Below are 24,335 nucleotides of genomic sequence, written 5' to 3' on the forward strand. Positions count from 1 at the left end.
AGCAAACTAGCATTTTTCTACACCATCAATCAATAAAACAGCAGTGAATTTACCTGGGCCAAAAGCTATCAACCTAAAACATGGGGTAATAGTAGCATTTTCATCTAAGGCTTTCTTAAAAACTAACAAGACAGAAGGAGAACCTATATTTCCTGTATCTTCTAATTCAGCAACAGATATACTAGTTGAAGCCGCTAATTGAGGATATTTTTCTCTGACTAATCTCATTAGAGCAATACCACCAGGATGTAAAAAGACAGGGGAATTCAATATACTTTCATTTAGCATTATTTCTAGTTCGCCTAACAATCTAGTTTGTATATCTTTGCCTACAGATACATAAGGTTGGTTAGATTCATCAACTGAAAGAATGTTTAGGTGAGCAGATTCAGGCCAAAGTCTAGTAGATAAGTCACAGTTTTTATAACTAAGGATGGGTTTTGGGCCTGGTTTTTTGCTTAATACCATTGCTGCTGCTCCATCAGAAGCTAGACAATTAGCAACAATACGAGATATTGGAGGTGCAGCAGCAAATTCTCCTACTTGACCATAAGTTCCCATTGCATCAACACAAACAATACAAATATTATTACACCTACCACTTTGCAACAGCATATTAGCTAGGTAAATTCCTTGTGGTGCGCCAGCGCATCCTGATGCGTTTAAATCATAACAAACTGCTTCTAGTGGAAATTTAAATTTTTCTTGCAATTGGCGACTTAAACTAGGAAAACCAGAATAAGTGCTAGAAACTACTATAAGACCATCGCAATCTGAAGCATTAGTTCCATCTCCAAAAAGCTTTTCCAATACTCTTTTACCCATTGAGAAGGTTGCTTGATTAATTATGTTATACCAATCTCTTCTAGAGTTTTGTTCATCAAGAGAGATTTCAAAATGCCGATTGTTTATTTCTGAATGTTCATAAAGAAACTGTACCATTTGAGTTAATGATTTTGTAGTAGGGCTAGACAATGTTGCAGCTAAAGCCATTAAAGCAGATCTTTTTAAGTGACCTTGTTTTGCATCAATCTCAGGTAGTTCAAAACGTGATACTTTATCACACATATCTGCTGCTAATTTACTTTGAGAATAAGTATGTAACCCATGTAAGGTGACAAGTTGCTTTAAAAAATATTGATTTGATTTATTTTCCATCGAAAATTTAACACACAAAATAACACAAAGTTAATATATGCGTTATCCTCCTTAGCAAAGTTACTTGTTTAGCTGAGATTTAGCTAGATTTAAGATGTCATAAGCATTTTCAAAACTAGGTAAAGCATCAGTGGCTATAAAGCGATAAATAAGCAAATTATCCCTACCAAAATCAGCATAAAGAGTTTCTGTAAAATCACTGACAGCTTCTTGAAAGTTTGGATCATCATTGTTGAGAACAAGAGATAGTTTTAGCTTATTTTCAGATGTAAGTTCAATATAGGCTGCTTCTAATCCAGGTGTATAAGCATGTTTAATTCGCCCAGCAATAGATTGAGCATCTTCAGAAGGAAGATTAGCAGGTAGGAATTTTGCTAAAGTACTGTGCATTGCTGTCAAAACAGTTAGTTCGTTTTCTTCAAAAGAATAACCATCAAGTAAATGAATAATATCATTTCTTAGACCACTTCTAGCTTGGCGACCAAATGTAGTAAGAAAATTCCAGAAATAGCGAATTAAATCAGAGGCTATTGAATAGCCATGATTAGAAAAGGCAGCATACTCTTGCAAAGGCTTAATAAAATCTCCTGTATGGAATGCAGTTATAATAGCTTTACTTGCAAAAGTAGCTTCTGTAATAGCATTAGAAACGCCTAAGGATAAAACAGGGTCAAGAAAGCGGTGTGAATCTCCAACACATAACCAGCTTTCACCTACAAAAGGCTCTATACGGTAAGAATAATTATTGAGCAATCTTACTGGGCCTGTCATTTGAGCCTCAGATAAACGTCTGGCAAGATCTGTACTAATATTTTTGATACCCCATTGTAAAAAGTCCTCTGCTGTTTCTCCATACTTTTGGGCAACAACTTGTGGCACAACTACACCTACACTAACTTCTGTTGGAGAAGTAGGTATAAACCATGCCCAATGATTGGGTTCAGAATAAAAAACTATATTGTTATTTCCCATTTCGCCGTCATCACGAACGGCACCTTGAAATTGAGTAAAAACTGCTAGTTGCTGCCAAAGTGTATCGACTCTTCTACGTCCAGCAATACGATTTCTAGATAAAACTGCACCATGTCCGCTAGCATCAACAATAAATTTACATCTAATATGCTCTAGTAAATCAGTGTTACTAAAAGATGGTTTATATCCAACTCCAATAACTTTATGACCATCACGGAAAATCTTTTTTACACTTCCATGACGTAAATTAAGACCTTTACTGACAGCATAATCAAGTAACAACTGGTCAAACTCAGCCCGGCGAACTTGCCAAGTAGGGGACTCTGTTGCTATAAAAACATCTGATTTATTATTAGGCCCAATAAAACTCATTCCAGACTTAACAGGAAATTGGAGTTTTTCCATTTCTTCAGTAAGACCTATTTCACGAAGAAAATTTCCTACTAACCCCGTTAAAGACTCTCCTATATGATAGCGAGGAAAAGGATGTCTTTCTAGTAATAATACGACTAGCCCTGATTCTGCTAGTTTTGCTCCCAATACAGAACCAGCCGGGCCACCGCCTATTATTATTACATCAAAGTATTCACTTTTATTAGAAGGTTTCATTACCATATTCAGTTTTAACACCATTAATATTTAGTGTTAAATTCTGCCTCCATTAAAATTGTAAAAGATCGTTGAGGGCATATACTACTTATTAAATACTTAATATAGATAAATTGAAAGCCAAAGATATTAGATATGTTAAAGTTAATAAATATAAAGAGTTATATTTATTAGCTCAGTTATCATCTTTACTACTTTCTAAATATCTTTTAAGAATTTTTGTATTAAAACTAATGTTTCTTGTGTTCGTTCCACTTGTGGAAAGTGTCCACATCTAGCTAAAAACACAGCTTGAGATCCAGCAATTTTTGCAGCAGCAGCACTTACAGAAGCTTTAGAAATTAATTGGTCATCTTCTCCTGCAATTAATAAAGTTGGTACATCAATATTGTCAAAGGCTGTTTTCATTGGTATTTCTAAGTTTTGCAGAAAACTATTATAAGCAGGCTGCTTAAATGATTCTGTTAATAGCATTTGTAAGGGTGCTACTAACTTAGGGGCCTTATAATAAGTGCTATTTAAGTATTGTTCTAGGCTTTTAGAAATTTGCTTCATTTCTTGGCACCAAGCATTAGGATCTTCAACTAACCCAAAACCTAATATTATTAGGGCTTTAATCCTTTCTGGGTGTCTACGGGCTATTGCTGTACCAATTAGTGCTGTTACTGAACTACAAACTAGCACTATTGGGTTTTGGTCAATTTTTTGCAATACCTGTATTTCTTCTTCTAAATGTTCTTCATAACTATAAGGTTGAGAACGATAAGAAGCAGATAAACCAAAACCTACCAAATCTATTGATACTACCTCTTGTTCATTGATGAGCATACGAAGGAATTCGCCCCAGGATGTTGAAGGATTACCTAAAGCAGGCAATAATACCCAAGTAGGTTTCTTGCCAGAAGTTCTTAGTACATGATGGTCTGCTGTTGGTAATTCAATGATGTCAGATCTAACACCATAAGAAGTTAGTACTTGTACCATAGTACCAGTATGAGCCACAGGAGTAAGTTCTTGTTCTTTTTTTTCCTGCTGTTTTTCTTTTGATAGAACATCTAGTAGATTAGTAATAGCTTGTAAATTATCAAAATTTTCTGGCTTTACTTCTTTACTAGGAACTTGAATTCCTAGATTTTCTTCTATAAATGCTAGTAGTGATACCATAGATAAAGAATCTAATATACCCCACTCTAAAAGAGGTGTATCGACTTCTAAACCCATTTCTTCACCATCTAAAAGTTCATTAATAATAAAATCTTTTAAATTCTGTGTAATTTCTTGTATGTTCATCTCCATGGCCTATCCTTAATTGTAAATGCTTGTTTTATTAACCACATGAAAATAGTATTCTACTATACAATGTTTTTGTTATTACTAAAAAAATGAAATTAAAGATATTATTTTATATAGTTTGTTGTTAAGAGAATGATTTATAAGACAATTTATTTACTAAAAAGAATGAAGTTAATGAAGTTAAAGACATTATTTTTATGGGCATGTATTTTGATTTTAGTTAATTAATAAAATAAATTTTAAACATTTTACAGAAAACTAATAAAACAATATAAAATTAGTAGTTTAGTTAATTTAGGGAAATATAAACTAAACATCACTATTGTTTCATACTAGGTAGAAAATTTTTTCCAAAACCCACTTACTAAAGTAAGTATGGATTCAATATTTTTTAAGTTTTGGTCATAAACAAAGAAAAACTATACTGAAAAATTTACCACCTTATTATGTTTAAAGAAAAGTAAAATTTATTACTAGGTTTTAGTTTCTACTTATTTATGACCAAATTTTTATTAACTTTTGACTAAATCAATCAATAGGAATATCAGTGAGATATTGTTTAAACATATGACCTTCGGTATTTTCTATATTATTAATAAATTCTCTCATTTGTTTTAATACCAGCACTTCTCCACGGTCATAAACTTCGCCTTGTAAAAGGCGTAATACTTCAATTCTATATTCCTTTTTCTGAATAAAGTAAGTAAATAATGGTAGTACTTTGTAATAAAGACGTATAAATTCATACCATACACCTACACCACCTCTTACTTTAGTTTCATAAGGAGCCAATATTTCTTCGCTAAAATTATTTTGTTCAAAAGCTACTTTAATGCGTTCAGCAGCATATTTAGCTGTATAGAGTGCAACACTAACACCAGAAGAGAATATTGGGTCAACAAAACGTGCTGCATCACCAATTAAAACAAAACCATTACCAACAAACTTATCCATACAATAGCTATAATCACCTTCAGTGCTAAAATCTCTGATACGAACAGCATTTTCCATAGCTTTAGCTACATCAGGAGTAGACTTTACATGTTCATTAAACCAAGCTTCAGGATCAGATTTAGAATTCCTAAATACTTCTTTTTCAGCCACAACTCCCATAGAAGTAATTTCTTCTGTTATAGGAATTTGCCAAATCCATCCTCTTCTAACTTTATCTTGTGGCAAAAAGTAAATATGGATAAAGTCCTCTGTTTTTCCATGTCCCCGGTCAACATTCTTAAACCAAGAATGAACTGCATATTGGTCAAATATAGGATCATTTTTTTTCCACTTTAGCTTGCTACCTAATAAAGTTCTTCGTCCACTTGCATCTACTACAACTTTGCAAGGAATAAAAACTTGCTGTCCAGCAACTTCTGCTTGTACACCTTTAACAAAATTATTTTCATCAAAAACTACATCTTTAACTCGAACTCCCTGGCATATTTTGGAACCTTTTTTTTCTGCATGTTTAAGTAATAAGAGATCTAATTTTTCACGGCTTACATGGTAGGTATAGTCTTGGTTTATTCCAGGTTGTGGAAATTCTGCAAACTCAATTGCAAATTCTTTTGCTCTCATTGGTGGATGCCATGAAGCTCCATATTTTTTTACAAATCCTTCTTCTTCCATTACTTTTAAAAAATCTAATTCTTCAAAAACTCTAGTAGAAGAAGTTACCATTGACTCTCCTACGTGTGGACGTGGATGATTGGCTGCTTCTAAAATCACATTGTCAATACCTGCCATTGACAAAAAACAACCCGTAGCTGAACCAGCAGGGCCACCACCAATAATTATTACATCACTCATAAATTACTCAGCGTAAAACCCCATCTATTTGTATTTAGGGAGATAGGCTGCCTCCATCTTATTTAGAAAATTTTGATAAATAAAATTTAGCTAAAAAATTCTGGTAACTTTAACAAATGAATAGCGTTTAGTTACCATCTATTTTTAAGTTTAAAACTTAAACTGTAAAAAATTTCTACTTTTGTCAAAAGTAGTTAATTTAATATTTTTGATTATTTTTAACGTAATGGTTAATACTTTTAGTGAAAAGTATTAGTTTTTCAAAAAAACATATTAAAATATAAGGTTGCTCTTTTGAAGCTTTTAACCTACTTAATGAATAAAACTAATATATAGCACTAATAAAGCAATAACATTGTTGTCCTATATTTGAGCCATAGTTTTTAATTGGAGAGGAGGGATTCCAAGTTTTGAAACTATGCTTAAATCAAGTATTGGTATTTTGATAAACAATAAAGATTTATAAAAAGTTTTAAGAAATTTTTATTACTTTACAGGAAAAATATTTGAAAGAATTAAATAACCTGACTTTTGCAGTCAATATATCATATTTTTTGCTGATTAAACAATTTATTAATTTAACACCAACAATTCTTCCTCATCCAACCCATAAAGCTAAGAAAAGAGATAAAAAAGCAAAAATCAGTCATCTCCCAGAAATAAAGAGGAACAAAATATAAAATTGAGAGAGAGCATAAAATCCTACATTATCTGAAAGAAAAAACAATCAAGTTAAAAAAAAGCTAAAAATAGAAAGAAAAACTCACAAGATATGTAAATGGATAATAAGAGAAGTATCTGCTTAAAAGCAGGAATAAGGAAAATAAAATATTGTAAGAAAAATAAAAAAGCCAAATTAGGTGGCTAAAGGGAAAGAAAGATTGGTTGTGTTTCAATAAAGTTGCTTACTATGTTTAGTTACTTTACAAAAAAGCCAAATAAAAGCCTTATCAACTTTTTTTGTAACACAACCAGATTTTTCAATAACTTACAAAAAGTCTCCTCTTTGTATTTCACTATTTATTTGGGTCGTGCGTAATGTTAGTAATTAATATACCTTCGGTTTTTTTGACAAAATAATAGTAATGAAAGTATTGGGAAGAAGACTATTTCCCAATTGTTTGGCAAATTATAACTTGATAATTTTTTGTATGTATTAAATTCTAATCATCATCGTCGTTATTACCATTGCCAGGACAATCACAAACTGAGCCTGAAAGCATTGATGTTGCTGTTCCATTAACAAAATCTACCATGGCATTTGCAGATAGTTCACCACAAGAGTTTTTAAAGCGTTTTGTGCCAGATACAATAGTAAGAGTGGTTTGTAGTTGAAATAAACCGGGTGTTTGTGTAGGAATAAGTGTATTGGTGTCAGTTGTATTTATACTACCAATTAATTTTCTGTTTTGATAAAAATCAAATACATGTGAAGAAAGACCTGTTACATTGCCATTAGGTTGTGGTGTAAGAGTACCAATAGTTACAGTATATTTGACTTGATAACTGCGGCGACCAATTTGAAAGACACCTTCTCCATTTGCAGAATTAGGACTAGTAAGAACAACTGTAGGATTGGCTGTGAGTGGATCACAGTTTTTCTTGTTATCAGCAGATGCTACTGATGTTATTGGTATATAAAAAGTAATTGCAAAAAAACTATACAAGCTGACAAAACCAATAGTTTTTGCAGTTTTTCATAAACGTATTTCTCCTTTAATCATATTTAAGGTATTGAAAACGTGATTCGTAAAAGCAGTAAAGTATATTAGCTTTATCTTAGCTACGTGTGTCAAGAAAAAATTGTATTATTTTCATGACTTTGAAAGTTAATAAAGTAAGCGTAAGAAATAAAGCTTAAGCAGGGAATAAAAATTGTAAAACGTGATCAACATTTTGGCCTTGGGAAAAAAGATTATAAGCTAAAACAAGCTATTTAGGTAGTCTTCAGGAAACAAAAAATAATATAGACAAACAAACCCTAACATGATAAAAACGGGCTATAATAAATTATGCAACAACAATCAAAACCTGCTAATCAAAAACAGAAAAGCCTGTATAAGCAGACGGTAGAATAGCTTAAAGATACGATTTTGGCGCTGATAATTAGTTGAAAGTAGCAGAGTTAATAAAACAAGTACAAACTGGTTAAAGTTGCTTAAGATTTCATGTTTTTCAAGTTTTCTTTGTTCCTTATATATTGCAAGATTCCAAAATAGTAACTTCACCAGATATTTAGCCTAACAACTAGAATATGTACTTTTTTATAACCTAATTAAATGTAATTACTAAACTTAAACTGTTAAATTAAGATTTTCAAATGGAGGCGGCATAACCTCTCAAAGTAGAAACTTTTAGTTCACGTGCCGAAAATTATGAAAAGTAAACACTATATTTGGTTGATAACGTTAATTGCAATCATATTAATCATTCAAGCAAAACCTGTTTTAGCCCAAGAAGGTACTGCTACAGGCAATTTAATTATTAATGTCTCAGACGAACAAGGGCAAGTTATCCAAAATGCAGTTATAGTAGCAAAAAATCCTCTCAATGGTTTTACTTACCAAACACAAATTAACCAGCAAAATTTATATAATATAAATTCTTTGCCTCCAGGAATATACCAACTAAAAGTACAAGCAGAAGGTTTTGCTACACAAATAGCTCCTATTATCATTGAGCTTGGCACAAAACAAGAAACCATCATAATCTTAAAAACTGGGAATAAAGAAGAAAAACCTATTACTACAAAGCTCACCTTAGATAGCTATAAAAATAGAACTGAAGGTAGTGTCAATATGAGCTTAAATTTTTTTGGTAATTTGCCCATATTTAGACGTAATTTCTTAGATTTAGTGGTTCTTGCTCCTCGTGTAACACCTGATAGATATCCTATTCCACCAGTTATAGCTAATTCTCGATTATCATTTAATGGTCAATCTGCACGCTTTAATAATTTTAAGATTGATGGTTTAGAAAATAATGATAGAGCTACTGGAACCACTCGTTCTAACTTTATTCAAGGGACTATTCAAGAATTTCAGATTGTAACAAATAACTTTTCAGCCGAGCATGGACGCTCTTTAGGTGGATTTGTAAATGCAGTTACTAAAAGTGGTATTAATGAATATCATGGAGGACTATTTTCTTTTATTAGCAATGACAAGGTAAGTGCTAGGGATGCTTATGCTTTGCGTCTTTCATTTAGAGATTTTGAGCAATATCAATCAGGAGTTAATTTAACTGGGCCTCTAAAAAAAGATAAAGTATTCTTTCTAGTGTCTGCTGGTAGATTCTCTAGTAGACAAGAAAACGTTGTAAATATATCTGATGAGGATGTAGCTTCTGCTAATCGCCAAGGATTTCCATTACGCAATGGCCCAGTACCTTTCTCTATAGGTGCTACATCAGGTTTTCTAAGACTGGATACACAGATAACACCCAATAATAAGGCATGGGCTAGATACAATGGTAATTTCTTTTATAATGGAGCATTTCAAGGATTTGGCGATATTGCTGGGGAAACAACAGGAGTTAGACAATATCTTCAAGACCAAACTATTGCTTTAAGCAATACTTATAGCCGTCCAACTAATGGATTAGTTAATGAAACACGTGTCCCTTTTAGCTCCTAGAAAGTACGACACATTACCTATAAATGCGGTTGATAATCCACAAATAGTTGTTCAAGATATAGTTGCTGAAAACCCTAATGGACGAGTTTTAATTTATGATTTTGAAAAGACTATTGTTTTTAATAATGATGTGCTACTACCACAACCATTTAGCAATAGACTGACAGAATTTTCCTTTCAAATAGTTAACAATACAACAATTAATGTAGGCTCTAAACAAGAAGTTAAATTTGGTATAGACTTTGCACGTTATGCCCGTAAATCACGTTTTGAACTTTTTGATAAGGGGCAAGCTATATTTACTCCTTTGAATTTTTTTGGCCCTTCAGCACCTCCTATTAATGCAAGAGAAGCTTTTGACCCTAGCTTACGTACATCTGCACAAAGGGCTTTTTTAACTAACTTAGCACGCCAATATAGACAAACCCTTCCAGGATTTCCTCTTTTACCTCTAGCAGACCTATCTTTGCCTTTAGTTTTTAATCAAGGATTTGGTGATAAAACTGCTAAGGCTGATTTTAGACTTTTTGGGGTTTATCTCCAAGATAACATAAGAGTAAAACCTAATTTCTTACTTAAATTAGGTATTCGTTATGATAGAAATCAATTACGTGTAGCTCCTGCAAATAATGGAGAAATATCTCCACGTATTGCTTTTTCTTATAACCCAAGTAAATTTTCTAAGCTAAATATTAAGGCTGGTTATGGGTTGTTTTTTGCTACACCTATTCTAGGCCCTACTCAACCTTCTAGTTTATTAGGCACAAACAGGTTTCTACTTTACTCCATACCATTTCCTTTTTCTGTATTGCCTTTGACACTTCCAAGCCGCCATTTACCTATAACAGAAGGAACTTTTCCTCAAGATGTAACTTTTGTTCCACAGCTAACTACAACTGCTTTTTTTGATAAAAATTTTAAGGACAGTTACTCTCAACAAGCTAACTTATCTTTTACTTATGCGGCTGATCGTAATACAGTAATTTCATTAGAATATTCTTATGTTCGTGGTTTGAGGATTTTTTATACTCGTGATATTAACCCTGTTGTAAGAAATATTCCAGGCGATGAATTAACAAGTCAAATAGTTGGACGTGTTGATCCAACTCAAGGAGAATTACTAGAAATAGAATCTGCTTTTGATAGTTACTACAGTGGTCTTACAGTTGGAGTCAATAGAAAATTTGCTAATAAATTTTCTGTTCTAGCACATTATACTTGGTCTAAAACCATAGATAACTATACAGATTTTACGGCTGGAGCTAGAAATGACTCTATCCAAGATGGAGCAATTGAACCTAACTTAGCGGCCGAAAGAGCTTTATCTTCTCAAGATGTTCGTAGCCGTTTCTTATTCTCAGGTGTTTGGGATCTTAACTATACTAAAAATCCTATATTAACAGGATTTCAACTCTCTACTATTGTCACATTAGAATCAGGTAGACCTTACAATATAACTCGCAAAACTAGTGTTATAGTCTCACGTGGAGCTATATCTAGAACAAATTTTAGACCTAATGGATTAAGTCGAAATCTAGGCATTACACCTGGTTTTGCTACTGTAGACTTCCGATTAACACGCAATATAAAGATAACAGAAAAAGTATCTTCTCAATTACGTATCGATGTTTTTAACGCTTTTAATAGGGTTAACATACGTAATGTTAATAGTGAATTTCTGCCAGATGAAAATGGTGTTTTCCGTCTACCTCCTCAAAAAGATGGTAGATTTGTTGCTCTTCCAGAACAATTTCGAGGATCTTTTGCTCCTCGACAAGTTCAATTTGGTATAGCTATTACTTTTTAATATTAGCAATACCTTTGTTTGAATTAAGAAAAGTCATCCAAAGTAAATTGCTATAAAATAAGGCCATATATGGATTTTAGTTGGACTCTTGAGCAAGAAGACTTATATAAAAAGATTTACTCTTTTGCACGCACGCAACTGAATAATTCTTTACTAGAAAGAGAAAAGCAACATAGTTTTCCAAGAGATGAATGGAATTTATGTGGTAATTATGGGCTAACAGGGCTTTGCGTGCCTGAGCAATATGGAGGCATAGGTTTAGATGCAGTAACTACGGCTCGTGCTGTAGAAGCTTTTGGTCGTGGCTGTGAAGATGCAGGATTAGTTTTCTCTGTTTCTGCACATCTTTTTGCTTGTGTAATGCCCATTTTAGAAAATAGCAATGAAGAGTTAAAACAGGCTATTTTACCAAAATTAAGCACAGGCCAATGGATTGGTGCTAATGCAATAACTGAATCTGAATCAGGTTCAGATGTTTTTGCTATGTCCACAAAAGCTGTTCGTGATGGAGATTATTACTTGCTTTCTGGAGTAAAAACTTATGTTACTAATGGCCCGGAAGCAGATATTCTATTAGTCTACGCAACTACTAATCCTAGTCATGGGCATCTAGGTATTAGTGGTTTTGTTGTAGAAAAAAATACTCCAGGTCTAAGCATTGGAAAACCTTTTAGCAAAATGGGTTTAACAACTTCACCTATAAGCCCTATTTATTTAGAAGAATGCCGTGTTCCATTACGTAATTTAGTTGGTGCTGAGGGTGAAGGAGCTAAAATATTTAGAAATTCAATGCAATGGGAACGAGCTTGCTTATTTGCTGGTTATGTTGGAATGATGCACCGACAATTAGACCAAGCTATAGAATATGCACAACAGCGGCGGCAATTTCGTAAACCTATAGGTAAAAATCAAGCTATATCTCACCGAATTGTAGATATGAAATTACGTCTTGAAGCAGCAAGACTTCTACTCTACCAAGCTTGTTGGGCTATGGATCAAGCAAAAGAAGATGTAATAACAGATGTTTCTTTGGCAAAACTAGCTATTAGCGAAGCAGCTATTAAATCAAGTTTGGATATTATACAAATCTATGGTGGTAATGGATTTATGACAGAATTATCAATAGAGAGATATTTAAGAGATTCTATCCCTAGTACCATATTTTCTGGAACATCTGAAATTCAACGTGACTTAATAGCTAAAAGGTTAGGTTTATAATAGCTACTAAAAATTAAAATTCTAGCTAACGGACTTAAAAGTAAAAATGAAACAACTTTTTAAATACAATCAGGTGAGAAGTCAGAAAGCTTTTGAATTTTGTTTTATGCTTAAATTTTTTCTTGATGGAATCCCTCCTATACACTATTCCATCACAAAGTAATGCTTTTCAAAACTTATACAATCTTTTGGTTGTTTAACTTGAGTAAAACGAGAGGTTAATGAGGTATTAAAATGAATAGTCATGAAACGCCAGATTTTGATATTGGAATAATTGGGGGCGGGCCCGCTGGGGCTGCTATGGGAGCATACTTAGCTAAAGCGGGTGTTAAATGTGTAATATTTGAACGAGAAATCTTTCCACGTCCTCATGTTGGGGAATCTTTTGTCCCATCTTCAACAAGAGTATTTCAGGATTTAAACTTTATAGATAAAATAGAGCAAAATGGTTTTGTCCACAAAGTTGGAGCCGTTTGGACTACCGCAGCTAGTTCTATTTGGTCAAAAGTAAACAGTGAAGCAACTAAAAGTAAATCCTACTCTCACAGTTGGGGGGAAGAGTTTGCTGATAGCACAACCTTAGATCCAAATAGTGATGTTACGGCTGCCCCAATCAAATTTGACGAACGCCAGCAAGAAGGTATCTACCAACGTCATACCTATCATGTTGATAGAGGTAAGTTTGATTTATTGTTGCTCCAACATGCACATGAATTAGGAGCAACTGTTTATGAAGGACTTTCAGTTAAAGATGTAGATTTTACTAGTGTTTTACCAGAAGTAAAATTTGCTGTTGGTAATAAAAACTTTGGAGTTAAAGTAAAAATGGTAGTTGATTGTTCTGGCCGCAGAACAATTTTAGGTAATCGTCTAAAATTAAAAGTAACGGATCCTGTTTTTGATCAATATGCTGTACATACTTGGTTTGAAAACTATTCACGTGAAGCAGCAGATATTAGTCCAAATAAAGACAAAGGAGACTATATATTTGTTCATTTTCTACCTCTTTCTAACAGTTGGATTTGGCAAATCCCAGTTACTGAAACAATTACAAGCATTGGGGTTGTTACTCAAAAGAAAAACTTCTTAGCAGCAAAAGGAGTCCATGATCAGTTCTTTTGGGATTGTGTTAAATCTCGTCCAGAAATTTATAATGCTCTTAAACAAGCCAAACAAATACGTCCTTTTACTGAAGAAGGCGATTATAGCTATGCAATGAAACAAATTTGTGGTGATAGATTTGTTTTAATTGGGGATGCTGCAAGATTTGTTGACCCAATATTTTCTAGTGGCGTAAGTATAGCCCTTAATGGTGCGCGTTTTGCCAGTAAAGACATAATTAAAGCTCTTGAAACAAATAATTTTTCTAAAGAAAGTTTTGCTACTTATGAAACAACTTTAAGAAATGGTACTAGAAATTGGTATGACTTTATTCGTCTTTACTATCGTCTCAATGTGCTTTTTACAGTTTTTATCAATGATAAACGCTATAGATTAGACATTCTTAAACTATTACAAGGCGATGTTTATGATGAAATGGAACCAGATGTTCTTGTAAAAATGCGGGAGATTGTGTCAAAAGTAGAAAATGATCCTTCACATATTTGGCATAAATTACTTGGTTCACTTACTTCTAATACTTTTTGTCCAGAATTTTAAGATATAAAAGTATTTGTATCTAAAATATAAGAACCATCAAATTTTTTATCCTAAAAAAATTTGATGGTTCTTATATTTGTGTAATTTCTCAAACTTTGAGTCTTAAAACTTCCAGGTAGGTTATAATCTCTCACAACATAGTTTGTAAAATACCTTAGCGGTTTATCCTTGGTTCTGATAAGTAATACCAAATTGGAATTATATTAATCTGTTAGAAATAAATACTAAAAATGGAAAGAAATTAAGAAAAAATAGAAAGTAAAGAATCAGTAGATAGGAAATATTTTTAGGTAAAGAATTTTTGGTAGTGTGTAAAATGTAATGCTGAAAATGGGATTTGTTGCTTTTTAAAAAACTAGTTGGTTTTCTTATGACATTGTTCACCCAAGTTTTCAAACTTGAGTGAACAATAAATAGAAGACGTTATTTAGTTAGCAATCACAAATAACTGCTGTTATTGGTGTAGCTGTTGTGCCATTGACAAAATCAGCCGTACCAGTAAATTCAAAACCGCCTACAGCCCTTCTAAATTTTCCTGTACCATTTGAAATACGAGCATTATTATATAGCGTATATACTCCAGGAGTGCTTGTTGGTGTGAAAACAGCGTTATCGCTAGTAGTAATGGTGCCTTCAAATTTACCTGATGCGCTTCCACGATAGAACTTTAATGTATGAGTTGCCGTACCAACAAGAGAGCCATCTGCTTGAGGAATTAATGATAGTATAGTTACATTAGCTGTTACATAGTAGTCAGTTCTATCTATTCTAATATTTATTACACCTTCAGCAGTTGTTGGACTTGTAAATTGTCCAGTGCCAAAGCCTGAACCTCTATCACAGTGTCTTTCTTGGCTATTATTGTTGTTATAAGCTGATATTTGATTAGTTGGTACTAATATTCCAAAACATAATGTGAGTATTAAAACGTGTGCTAATTTTTTCATAAATTATTCTCCCTGATTTTTTAGTTGTAATCCAAAACTCATACTTAGAATGTACAGCAAAAAATACATAATGCTAAGAATTAAATGTATAATAAGTTTGCTTTTTATGAAAACTTATAAACAACAATTGAGCATTAATTAATACATTAAAAGAGACATTTATTTGTGGATTGGCCTGTGTCGAGAGAAGGTGCGGTTAACTACGAGATTCCCAGGGTATTGGCTTCCACTTCGGCATTTCTCTAACCTTATTTACTTACAAACTAAAAGGTTAAATAAACTTAGGTTGAGAACTTTGCGCCCCGTGCTTTTGCAATGGGTAGCTATTATCGGTGGACTACCTTTTTGTGTAGTCGATATATTTTAGTTTTTTTTTAGAACATTTATTTCTTTTTGTTAAGCAAATGAATAATAAAATGGGCATAAATAAAATGCAAGTCTTTTTTTAAAAAATATTTTTTAAAAAATATTTTTCCATGAACTTTCCATGAACTTTCCATGAACTTTTTATGAACTCAGCTTAATCGTACTTCTTTTATAGCGGCCCAATGGATATCTCTAATGAAAGAAATTCCATATATTTAAGATAGGAAACTTTAGAAAAAGAAATGAAACTTCGTTATTGACTAAAATCATATTACTTAATTGATCAACTATTAATTTATATAGTAAGATTAACATTTTAATTAATTAATTCTATTAATATCCTAGGAATAATATCCTAGTAGTAATAATATTTATTTAATTAATGTTCATAATTTGTTATTCTCTATGAGTTCATTATATTTTTCATTTCTCTTTTTGGTATTTATATTGTTATCATTAACAATATTTATTCCTCAACAGAGTTTCCATAAAGTTCTAAATTTTAATTTTCTTTCTTTTACACATTTATATTATTTCTTTGTATTACATAAGCAAAAAATCTGTTTATATCTTATGTAAGGAGAACACTTTATGTACCGAATTCTAAAATCCTTGGTGATGGCTGTTATATTAGCTATATGTTTAGGAACTATGACAACAGCTAAAGCACAATCTGGTGCAACCTCAGGCAGCATATCTGGTGTAGTTGCTGACCAACAAGATGCTAGAATAGCAGGCGCAGTAATAACTGTAGTAAATGTCAAAACTAATTTTCAACGTGAGGTAACTGCTGATGAAAATGGGAGTTACGTAGCTATTGAATTACCACCAGGTTTTTATGAAGTAAAGGTTGCAGTTGAGGGTTTTAAGACTCAAACGGCTCAATTTGAATTGTTATTAGGAACTATAGCTAAAATAAATTTTGCCCTTGCCTTGGCAAGCACTCCAGGGGAAGTGGTAGAGGTTACTGCTAGTGGTTCTTCTTTGGATACAAGTAGGACAGAGAGCAGCACTAACCAAGATTCTAGTAGAATTGCTAGTTTGCCTATAAATGTCCGCGATTTTCTAAATTTTGCTTTAACATCAGCAAGAGTTACAGCCGATAGATTACCTCAGCAAGGAACAACTTCTACATCAGGTTTATCTTTTAATGGACAATCCGCTAGATTAAATAATGTTACTTTAGATGGTAGTAGTAATAATGAAAATTTCACTAATGGTGTGAGATCTAGTGTAAGTCAGGAGGCTGTACAAGAATTTCAAGTAGTTTCTGATACTTTTGCGGCTGAATTTGGCCGTGCTGTTGGTGGGGTTGTTAATATTGTTACTAAGAGTGGCACCAATGAGTTTAGAGGCAGCCTTTTTGGTTTTTTCCGCAATGAGTCTTTAGCTGCAAGAGATGCGTTTGCTACTTTTAAGCCTGAATTTCGCCAATACCAATTTGGGACAACTTTAGGTGGCCCCATCAAGAAAGATAAAGCTTTCTTTTTGGTTCTTTTGAAAGATTAACGATAAAAGAAAATTTAGTTGTTACAATTCCAGACTCTGTTATTAATGCTGCAACACGTACAGGTTTTTTGGGTGTGAAAAATGGGCCTCTACCAAATTCTGTTGCAACTACAAATGTTTTAGCTCGTGCTGATTTCCAGCTAAGACCAGACGATCGATTAACTGTAAGATATAACGGAGGTTTTGCTTTTAATGGTAGATTTGACACAATAGGGCCATTTCCAGGTGGTTTAACTAGTACCACTAGCAGTGGTGTTCAACGTTTAGAGGATAATTCAATTAATGTTACTAACCTTTTTGTTAAGTCTAGTTTAGTTAATGAAACTAGGTTTCTTTACTCTAGAAGAGACCAAGATGTTGGTACTTCTGATCCAAATAATCCTTTAGTTCAATTAAATACTGCTCAAGGAACTATTGCTTTTGGTCAAAATTTTACTGTTCCACAAACGCGATTGCTTAATATTTTTCAAGTTGTTGATAATGTAACAGTTGTTAAAGGTAAACAAACTTTGAAATTTGGTGCAGATTTTAGTTATGTTGAAGCCCCTGACAAACGCTCTAGTTTGCCTATTGCCGCAGGGGGGTTTGGCATTTTCGTTCCAATAGATTTTGCTGCGGTTACAGGTATACCTACAGCACCTTTCTTAGATCCTCTCCAAGCTTTTGATCCAAGTCTACGTAGTCCAGACCAAATACAGTTTTTACAAGTATTTTCTACTCTATTACCTCAACTTATCCCTGGTTTTCCTGTACTACCTTTAGACAGATTACAGTTACCTATTGTTTTTGCTCAAAACTTTGGAGATCAAAGTGCTAATATTGATCAAAAGTTATTTTCTGCTTTTGTTCAGGATGATATAAAAGTAAAGTCTAACTTATTGGTTAAGTTAGGGTTAAGATATGATGTATTTCGTCAATCTGTTGTGCCAAGCAATGGTGGTAATTTTGCACCACGGATAGGTATATCTTATAATCCTGACAAGTCCCAAAGATTAAATTTACATGCATCTTATGGTATATTCTTTGGTGGCGCACCAAGTCTTCAAACCTCTTTGATTGCTAAGGTTTATGATAATAACAATGTTAATCGTCAAAGCAACATTGCTTTTTTCCCATTTCCTTTGTCAGTAATACCATTTAATCTACCAGGACATCGTTTTCCTGTTGGGCCTTCTGCCCCTCCAGGTGCGCCTATATTCCCTCAATTAATACAAACCTTCCAATATCAGAAGGATTTTAGAGCAAGTTATTCACATCAAGCTACTGTTGGATTTGAATATCTTATCAACAATAACACCAAACTATCAGTTGATTATAACTTGGTTCGAGGCTTAAAACTGTCTTCTGCACGCTTTATCAACCCAGTAGTTAGGCCTACAGGTAATCCTACTACCGGTGCTTTAACAGGTCGTCTAGATCCTACACGTGGCTTTGTGTTTGAATTTGAGTCAGCTTTTGATAGCTATTACAATGGTTTAACCTTTACATTAAACCGCCGTTTTTCTAATAAGTTTAGTGCTTTGGCTAGCTATACTTTCTCTAAATCATTGGATAATTACAATGATTTCCGCACTGACCAAGAAGCTGGTAACGACCCTCTAAATCCTGGTGCAGAAAGAGGATTTTCTTTGCAAGATGCAAGAAACCGTTTTGTTGCTTCAGGCAATTGGGAATTATCTTATACAAAAAATCCTATATTGCGTGATTTCAAAGTTTCTGTAATAACAGAGATAACATCTGGTCGTCCTTTTAACCTGCAAGCAGGCCAAGATTTAAATATGAATTTTGAAACTATTCCACAAGATCGCCCAAGAATGGGTGGAGTAGCTGTTGCTCGTAATTCGGGCATTACACCTGTTTTTGCTAATGTTGACTTACGAGTTGCTAGATCTATTACATTCAAAGACAAATATACATTTCTAGGTACTATAGAGTTTTTTAATCTCTTTAATAGGGTTAATATTAGCGGTTTTAATAATGTTTATCCTCCTGGAGCCGATGGAAATTCTTTGTTACCTCGTCAAGACAATGGTCGTTTCATATTGACTCCTGACCGTTTTACAAATGCTTTTGCTCCTAGACAAATACAATTAGGATTTAAGTTTATTTTCTAGGTAAAACTAACCCAAGTACATAATTAAAATTCTAAAATAAACTAAAAGATTTCAATAGTCTTTTAGTTTATTTTCTTACTGCTATTTAACCGCAAGTTATCTAATAAAGGAGACAAATTAAAAATGACTACAATTAATGCTGAACGATTAGCCCAACGCCGTAAAATTGTACATGCACATATAGAAGCTGAAAATGAACATAATCTAGAGGCAGTTTTAGCAACATGGGGAGATTCTATTATTTTTGATGATGCTTCTGGTGGGCAAAAGTACGTTGGTGCAGAAGATGTTAAAAATAATTACGAAAGTTTATTTAGCGGTTTTCCTGATATGAAAATAGATATAAAAAAAGAACACATCTTAGATAATATCATTATTTTAGAAGTAGATATGATGGGAACACACAAGGGTAGTTGGATAGGTATCCCTCCAACAAATAAATATGCCAAGTTTTCTGTTTGTGCTTTGTTTGAATTTGATGACAATGATAAGTTGTCAGTTGAAAGAGTTTACTATGATAGAGCAGGTATTCTTATGCAGTTAGGTGTTATTCCTATGCCAAATTAATTCTAATTCTTAGCCATTTAACCTTAAATAGTATTAATAGTTTAAAACCATGTTATTAATACTATTTTCAACAATTCTTAACCTAAAGGAGACGGCGATTGTGGCTTAAAAAAAGCAGTATTATTTCGCCTAAGATAGAATGGAAAAAATTATAGAATCCGTTGGGAAAGCTGGGGAAAAATGGGAAGAAGCTGGTTTAGAAAAACGTCTTGCTGTACTTAAAGAAGCGGGTCAACTTTTAGCTGATAAGAGAACAAAGTTATGTGAGTGTCTTCAAAATGAAGGTCTTTCTAACAATTTAGCAAGAGATTATAGTCAATGGGTTATTCAAGCTGCTGACCCAAATTTGTTAGAAAAATATGCCCAAAACATGGTGCAATGGGTAAATCTAGTTCAAGGTGGAGAACTTTTAATTCGTAGGGCTGATGGAATTGTTTTAGTTTTTGGACAAGCTGGCTCTCCTACATTTAATGCAGCAACTATATTTTCCTTATTACTTCCTGGAAATGGAATAATTTTTGTTCGCGCCCCTTTTGTTGATGGTGGTGTGCGCTTTATATTTGAACAAATTTTACATCCTATTTTATTAAAACATGGTTTTGATATTGAACTAGTTCAATTAGTAACTGATAAATATCGTGAAGCAGTAGAATTTTTTGTTGCTCATAAAGAGCTTAAAACAATTCTTTCTATAGGTAGTGCTACGGATAATGCCAATATTGCTAAAAAAGCACACGAAAATAATAAAAAAGTGATTCTGGAGCATTATGGCAGAGGCAGCATGGTTATTTGGAAGGATGCTAATATTGATGAAGTGACTAGCAGCGCACAAAGGGTTTTTGACTTTTCATCTAGACCCTGTTTTATCCCTAAACTCTTTTTAGTACATGATCATGTATATGATGAATTTATTAATGCTTTTATTGATCGCATTGCAAATAGTAAAACAGTAGAAAACGATAAAGACACTGGTGTAATAGTACCTATAGGTAAACCAGACGCTTATTTGGCTATGATAGCTGATGCTCAGGAAAAAGGCCGTATTCGCTATGGAGGCTATCAAACCAATGCTCAAGGAAAAATTGATAAGAAAGGTATTTATGTTGCTCCTACTATTGTAACTTTTGATGCTAAGGACTGCCTTAAAACAAAAATTCGCTGTGTAGATGAAGAAATATTTTTTCCAATAGCTCCTGTAGTCCGTTTTAGAGGTAGTGATGAAGAAATATTAACAAATATGCACAGTATAATAACTAGACATCCTGTTGGATTACGTACTTCTATTTGGACAAATAAAATTGATGTTAGACAATTTTTCTTAAAAAAAGTTAAAAATAGCAGTTTAATAAGATTTAATTCTGATCATTCCCAATCGCCTAAATATGCTTCTTTTTGGGGAAGTGGTGAGGGAGATAACCATTTGTTTTGGGAGCGAAGCAGCCATATTCAAGCCATTGATTGTAGCCAAATGAGTAGGGAAGAAACCAAAAATATATTAACAAGTTTAGGCTGCTCAAGTTTTCTACAACTCTAAGAAATTAAAGAGCTTAAGGATAGGTCTACTATGTCTAATAATGCCTCAAAAGTGGGTTATTCTGAAAATCTCAATGATCATTTTTTTTTAGAACCAATAGCAGTTATTGGTATAAGTTGTCGTTTTCCTGGTTCTAAAAACGTGGATAGTTTTTGGCAAATGCTTAAGGATGGGGTAGACGCTGTTACAAAAATTCCTAGTGATAGATGGAATATAGAGGATTACTATAGCCCAGATATTTCTGTAGCTGGAAAAGTAAATAGTTGTTGGGGAGGCTTTTTACAAAATATTGACCAGTTTGATCCTAGTTTCTTCAAAGTTTCACCAAGAGAAGCAGCCCGCCTAGATCCTCAACAGCGACTATTATTAGAAGTATGTTGGGAAGCTCTAGAAGATAGTGGTTTGGCTATTGATAAATTGGCTGGTAGTTTTACAGGGGTATTTATTGGTGCAATGAATGCAGACTATGGCCGATTACAAATACAAGGCGATGGCGTAAATGATCCTTATGTTGCAACTGGTAGTGCTTTATGTGTTTTAGCCAATCGTGTATCTCATTTCTTTGATTTTAGAGGCCCAAGTTTAATTGTTGATACAGCTTGCTCTTCATCTTTAGTTTCAACACATTTAGCTTGTCAAAGTCTTTGGTCAGGTGAATCTAATTTAGCTTTAGCTGGAGGTGTAAACCTAATTTTATGGCCCGATTGGATGGTAGCAACAGGGAAAATAGGCTTATTTTCACCAGATGGAAAGTGCAAAGCTTTTGATGCAAGTGCTAATGGATATGTCAGGGGTGAAGGTGCCGGTGTAGTTGTTCTTAAGCGATTGTCTAGTGCTTTAGAAGATAAAGATCCCATTCATGCAATAATCCGAGCAAGTGCTGTAGGACAAGACGGAAGTAGTAGCACTTTTAAGACACCTAGCCAAATAACTCAAGAAATGGTTATTAAAGAAGCTTATAGACGTGCTAACTTAAATCCAAATCTTGTTGGTTATATTGAAGCTCATGGAACAGGTACTCTTGTTGGTGATCCCATAGAAACAAGGGCTTTAGGCAATATTATTTCTCTTAATCGAGACCCACAAAATTTCTGCTCAATAGGATCTGTAAAAACTAATATTGGTCATTTAGAGCCAGCAGCGGGAATTGCTGGTTTAATAAAAGCTATTTTAATAGTAAAAAACCGAGAAATCCCAAAAAGCTTACACTTCAATGCTCCAAATCCTAATATTCCCTTTGATCAATTAAAACTTAGAGTACAAAATACTACTGAAAAATGGCCTGAAAATAATATTCCTGCTATTGCTGGAGTTAATTCTTTTGGTCTTAGTGGAACAAATGCTCACATAATTGTACAAGAAGCCCCTAAAACTAAAGATTTTGATAAAATTCCAGAAGATGATTACGCACAATTATTAGCGATATCAGCCCATAACAAAGAATCATTAATCTCCCTAGTAGGAGTTTACAAAGAATTTTTTAACAAAAATAAAAATTCATCTATTAGAAATATTGCTTATAGCTCTAATCTTAAGCGAACACATCATGCTCAAAGGCTTGCCTTAGCCATAAAATCTTCTGAAGACGCAATAGATAAGCTAGAGGCATACTTAAAAAAAGAATCTAGACTAAATCTAGTTTATGGACGCAAAGAATCGGATAAAAAGAAAGTAGTATTTGTTTTTCCTGGGCAAGGTTCTCAATGGTATGGAATGGGTAAAGAACTTTATAAACAAGAACCTGCTTTTAAAAATTATTTAGATAAAGTTGATCAAGCAATACTAGAAGAGGCTGGATTTTCTGTAATTCAAGAACTTATGGGTAGTCAAGAACAAGCCAGGTTTTTGAAAGAAATAAGTATAATCCAACCCACTTTATTTGCTATTCAAGTATCTTTAGCTGAACTTTGGCGTAGTTTAGGAGTTACACCTGATGTTGTTTTAGGCCAAAGTATGGGTGAAGTTGCAGCAACTCATATAGCTGGAGCATTATCTCTTAATGATGCTGTTAAGGTAATTTGCCGACGAAGCCAATTATTAAAAAGAGTTAGTGGTAAAGGTGCTATGGCTGTACTAGAACTATCTCTTGAGGAAACAGAAAAAGCTATCTTCCAATATAAAGAAAAAATATCTGTTGCTGTAAGCACTAGCCCAACTTCTACAGTAATAGCAGGAGATGTAGCATCTATAAACAGTGTTATTAATGAATTACAAAATAAAAATGTCTTTTGTCGTTTGATTAAGGTTGATGTAGCCTCTCATAGTTTTCATGTTGATGTTCTTTTGGAGGATATAAAAAATATCTTAGGTGATATAACTCCCATAAAAGAAACTATCGCTATTTATTCCACTGTAAAGGGTAATTTTATTGATGGGCAACAGTTAAATGCAGATTACTGGGTTGATAATTTACGCAATCCTGTTTTATTTGCCAAAGCTATTGATGATTTATCAAAAGAAGGTTGTAATATTTTTATTGAAGTTGGGCCACATCCATTAGTTTTATCAGCTATAGAACAGTCCTTGCAATTTGTTAAACGTAAAGGCTTAACATTAGCATCTATGCGTCGGGAAGAAAATGAACGTAGTATAATATTAGGATCATTAGGTGGTCTATATACAGTAGGTTATCCTGTAGATTTTCAAAAACTATATAATGCTCCAGCTAAATTTGTGCCTCTACCCCAGTATCAATGGCAACGTGAATCATTATGGGCAAATATGCCAAAACCCTCTCCTAATAATGTAAATTATTCTTCTAATAGAGCTATATCAAACACAGAAGGATCTTTTGAAGGTGACATAAGGATAGTTAATAAAAATGGAGATGTTGTATTTAACTTACAAGGTCTTAGATTACAGTATAACGGCCATTTTGATAATGGTTTTGCAGTAGAAAATAAATCTACTAATTTAGATTCTGTTATATCTACAAACCAACAGCCTACCCAACTTGCTAAAGAGATATTAATTAAGGAATCTTCTTTAGAAGAAAATTACACACAAAAATCTATTGAAGAACTTATATCTCAAGAGATAGCCAAAGTATTAGGTTATTCTGCTAGCAAATTAGATGTTGACCATCCTATTAATAGCATGGGGTTAGATTCTTTGTTGGCTTTGGAAGTAAAAAACGTATAG

At 33.4% G+C, this 24,335-nt stretch carries 16 protein-coding genes; 10 read left to right on the plus strand and 6 right to left on the minus strand.

The window, feature by feature from the left end; all coding sequences use genetic code 11:
* Positions 1 to 6: 6 nt before the first annotated feature.
* From IPK14_02715 to IPK14_02730, 4 genes are all read right to left on the minus strand, one after another.
* Entirely contained in the window at positions 7 to 1,068 is a 1,062-nt protein-coding gene (locus IPK14_02715) for a hypothetical protein (protein ID MBK7992347.1), read from the minus strand.
* Between the two features lie 150 nt (positions 1,069 to 1,218).
* Positions 1,219 to 2,745, minus strand: coding sequence for an NAD(P)/FAD-dependent oxidoreductase (locus tag IPK14_02720; protein ID MBK7992348.1), 1,527 nt, complete (start codon positions 2,743 to 2,745; stop codon positions 1,219 to 1,221).
* Positions 2,746 to 2,937: 192 nt separating this feature from the next.
* On the minus strand, positions 2,938 to 4,029 hold the full coding sequence (locus IPK14_02725) for an alpha/beta fold hydrolase (protein MBK7992349.1): 1,092 nt from the start codon (positions 4,027 to 4,029) through the stop codon (positions 2,938 to 2,940).
* A gap of 531 nt (positions 4,030 to 4,560) precedes the next feature.
* Positions 4,561 to 5,838 (minus strand): NAD(P)/FAD-dependent oxidoreductase, encoded by a 1,278-nt coding sequence (locus IPK14_02730; GenBank protein MBK7992350.1) that lies wholly within the window; start codon positions 5,836 to 5,838, stop codon positions 4,561 to 4,563.
* Between the two features lie 506 nt (positions 5,839 to 6,344).
* Between IPK14_02730 and IPK14_02735 the strand changes: the two genes are divergently transcribed.
* Entirely contained in the window at positions 6,345 to 6,518 is a 174-nt protein-coding gene (locus tag IPK14_02735; GenBank protein MBK7992351.1) for a hypothetical protein, read from the plus strand.
* A 483-nt stretch (positions 6,519 to 7,001) separates the two neighbouring features.
* Here the strand turns inward: IPK14_02735 and IPK14_02740 are convergent, their stop codons facing one another.
* The gene (locus IPK14_02740) at positions 7,002 to 7,505 is read right to left on the minus strand and encodes a hypothetical protein (GenBank protein MBK7992352.1); all 504 of its coding nucleotides are present in this window, start codon (positions 7,503 to 7,505) and stop codon (positions 7,002 to 7,004) included.
* Between the two features lie 708 nt (positions 7,506 to 8,213).
* Between IPK14_02740 and IPK14_02745 the strand changes: the two genes are divergently transcribed.
* The 4 genes from IPK14_02745 (at position 8,214) to IPK14_02760 (ending at position 14,157) form a co-directional block, all read left to right on the plus strand.
* Entirely contained in the window at positions 8,214 to 9,473 is a 1,260-nt protein-coding gene (locus IPK14_02745; protein ID MBK7992353.1) for a carboxypeptidase regulatory-like domain-containing protein, read from the plus strand.
* Positions 9,445 to 11,280, plus strand: a complete 1,836-nt coding sequence (locus IPK14_02750; protein ID MBK7992354.1) for a TonB-dependent receptor — start codon at positions 9,445 to 9,447, stop codon at positions 11,278 to 11,280. Before IPK14_02745 ends, IPK14_02750 begins: the two co-directional genes overlap by 29 nt.
* Positions 11,281 to 11,349: 69 nt before the next feature.
* Complete coding sequence (locus IPK14_02755; protein MBK7992355.1) at positions 11,350 to 12,498, plus strand: acyl-CoA dehydrogenase family protein; 1,149 nt, start codon at positions 11,350 to 11,352, stop codon at positions 12,496 to 12,498.
* A 234-nt stretch (positions 12,499 to 12,732) separates the two neighbouring features.
* Positions 12,733 to 14,157 carry an FAD-dependent oxidoreductase gene (locus tag IPK14_02760; GenBank protein ID MBK7992356.1) on the plus strand — a complete coding sequence of 475 codons (1,425 nt, stop codon included), beginning with the start codon at positions 12,733 to 12,735 and terminating at the stop codon, positions 14,155 to 14,157.
* A gap of 431 nt (positions 14,158 to 14,588) precedes the next feature.
* On the opposite strand, the gene IPK14_02765 is transcribed toward IPK14_02760, so the two are convergent.
* Positions 14,589 to 15,104, minus strand: a complete 516-nt coding sequence (locus tag IPK14_02765) for a hypothetical protein (GenBank protein ID MBK7992357.1) — start codon at positions 15,102 to 15,104, stop codon at positions 14,589 to 14,591.
* A gap of 957 nt (positions 15,105 to 16,061) precedes the next feature.
* Between IPK14_02765 and IPK14_02770 the strand changes: the two genes are divergently transcribed.
* From IPK14_02770 to IPK14_02790, 5 genes are all read left to right on the plus strand, one after another.
* Entirely contained in the window at positions 16,062 to 16,979 is a 918-nt protein-coding gene (locus tag IPK14_02770) for a TonB-dependent receptor (protein MBK7992358.1), read from the plus strand.
* A 74-nt stretch (positions 16,980 to 17,053) separates the two neighbouring features.
* Positions 17,054 to 19,093 (plus strand): TonB-dependent receptor, encoded by a 2,040-nt coding sequence (locus IPK14_02775; GenBank protein ID MBK7992359.1) that lies wholly within the window; start codon positions 17,054 to 17,056, stop codon positions 19,091 to 19,093.
* Positions 19,094 to 19,216: 123 nt separating this feature from the next.
* Positions 19,217 to 19,660: an ester cyclase gene (locus tag IPK14_02780; GenBank protein MBK7992360.1), complete on the plus strand. Its 444-nt coding sequence runs from the start codon at positions 19,217 to 19,219 to the stop codon at positions 19,658 to 19,660.
* A 139-nt stretch (positions 19,661 to 19,799) separates the two neighbouring features.
* Complete coding sequence (locus tag IPK14_02785) at positions 19,800 to 21,194, plus strand: aldehyde dehydrogenase (protein MBK7992361.1); 1,395 nt, start codon at positions 19,800 to 19,802, stop codon at positions 21,192 to 21,194.
* 30 nt (positions 21,195 to 21,224) lie between these two features.
* Positions 21,225 to 24,335 (plus strand): acyltransferase domain-containing protein, encoded by a 3,111-nt coding sequence (locus tag IPK14_02790; protein MBK7992362.1) that lies wholly within the window; start codon positions 21,225 to 21,227, stop codon positions 24,333 to 24,335.

The sequence above is a fragment of the Blastocatellia bacterium genome (genome assembly GCA_016713405.1).
GTDB lineage: Bacteria > Acidobacteriota > Blastocatellia > Chloracidobacteriales > JADJPF01 > JADJPF01.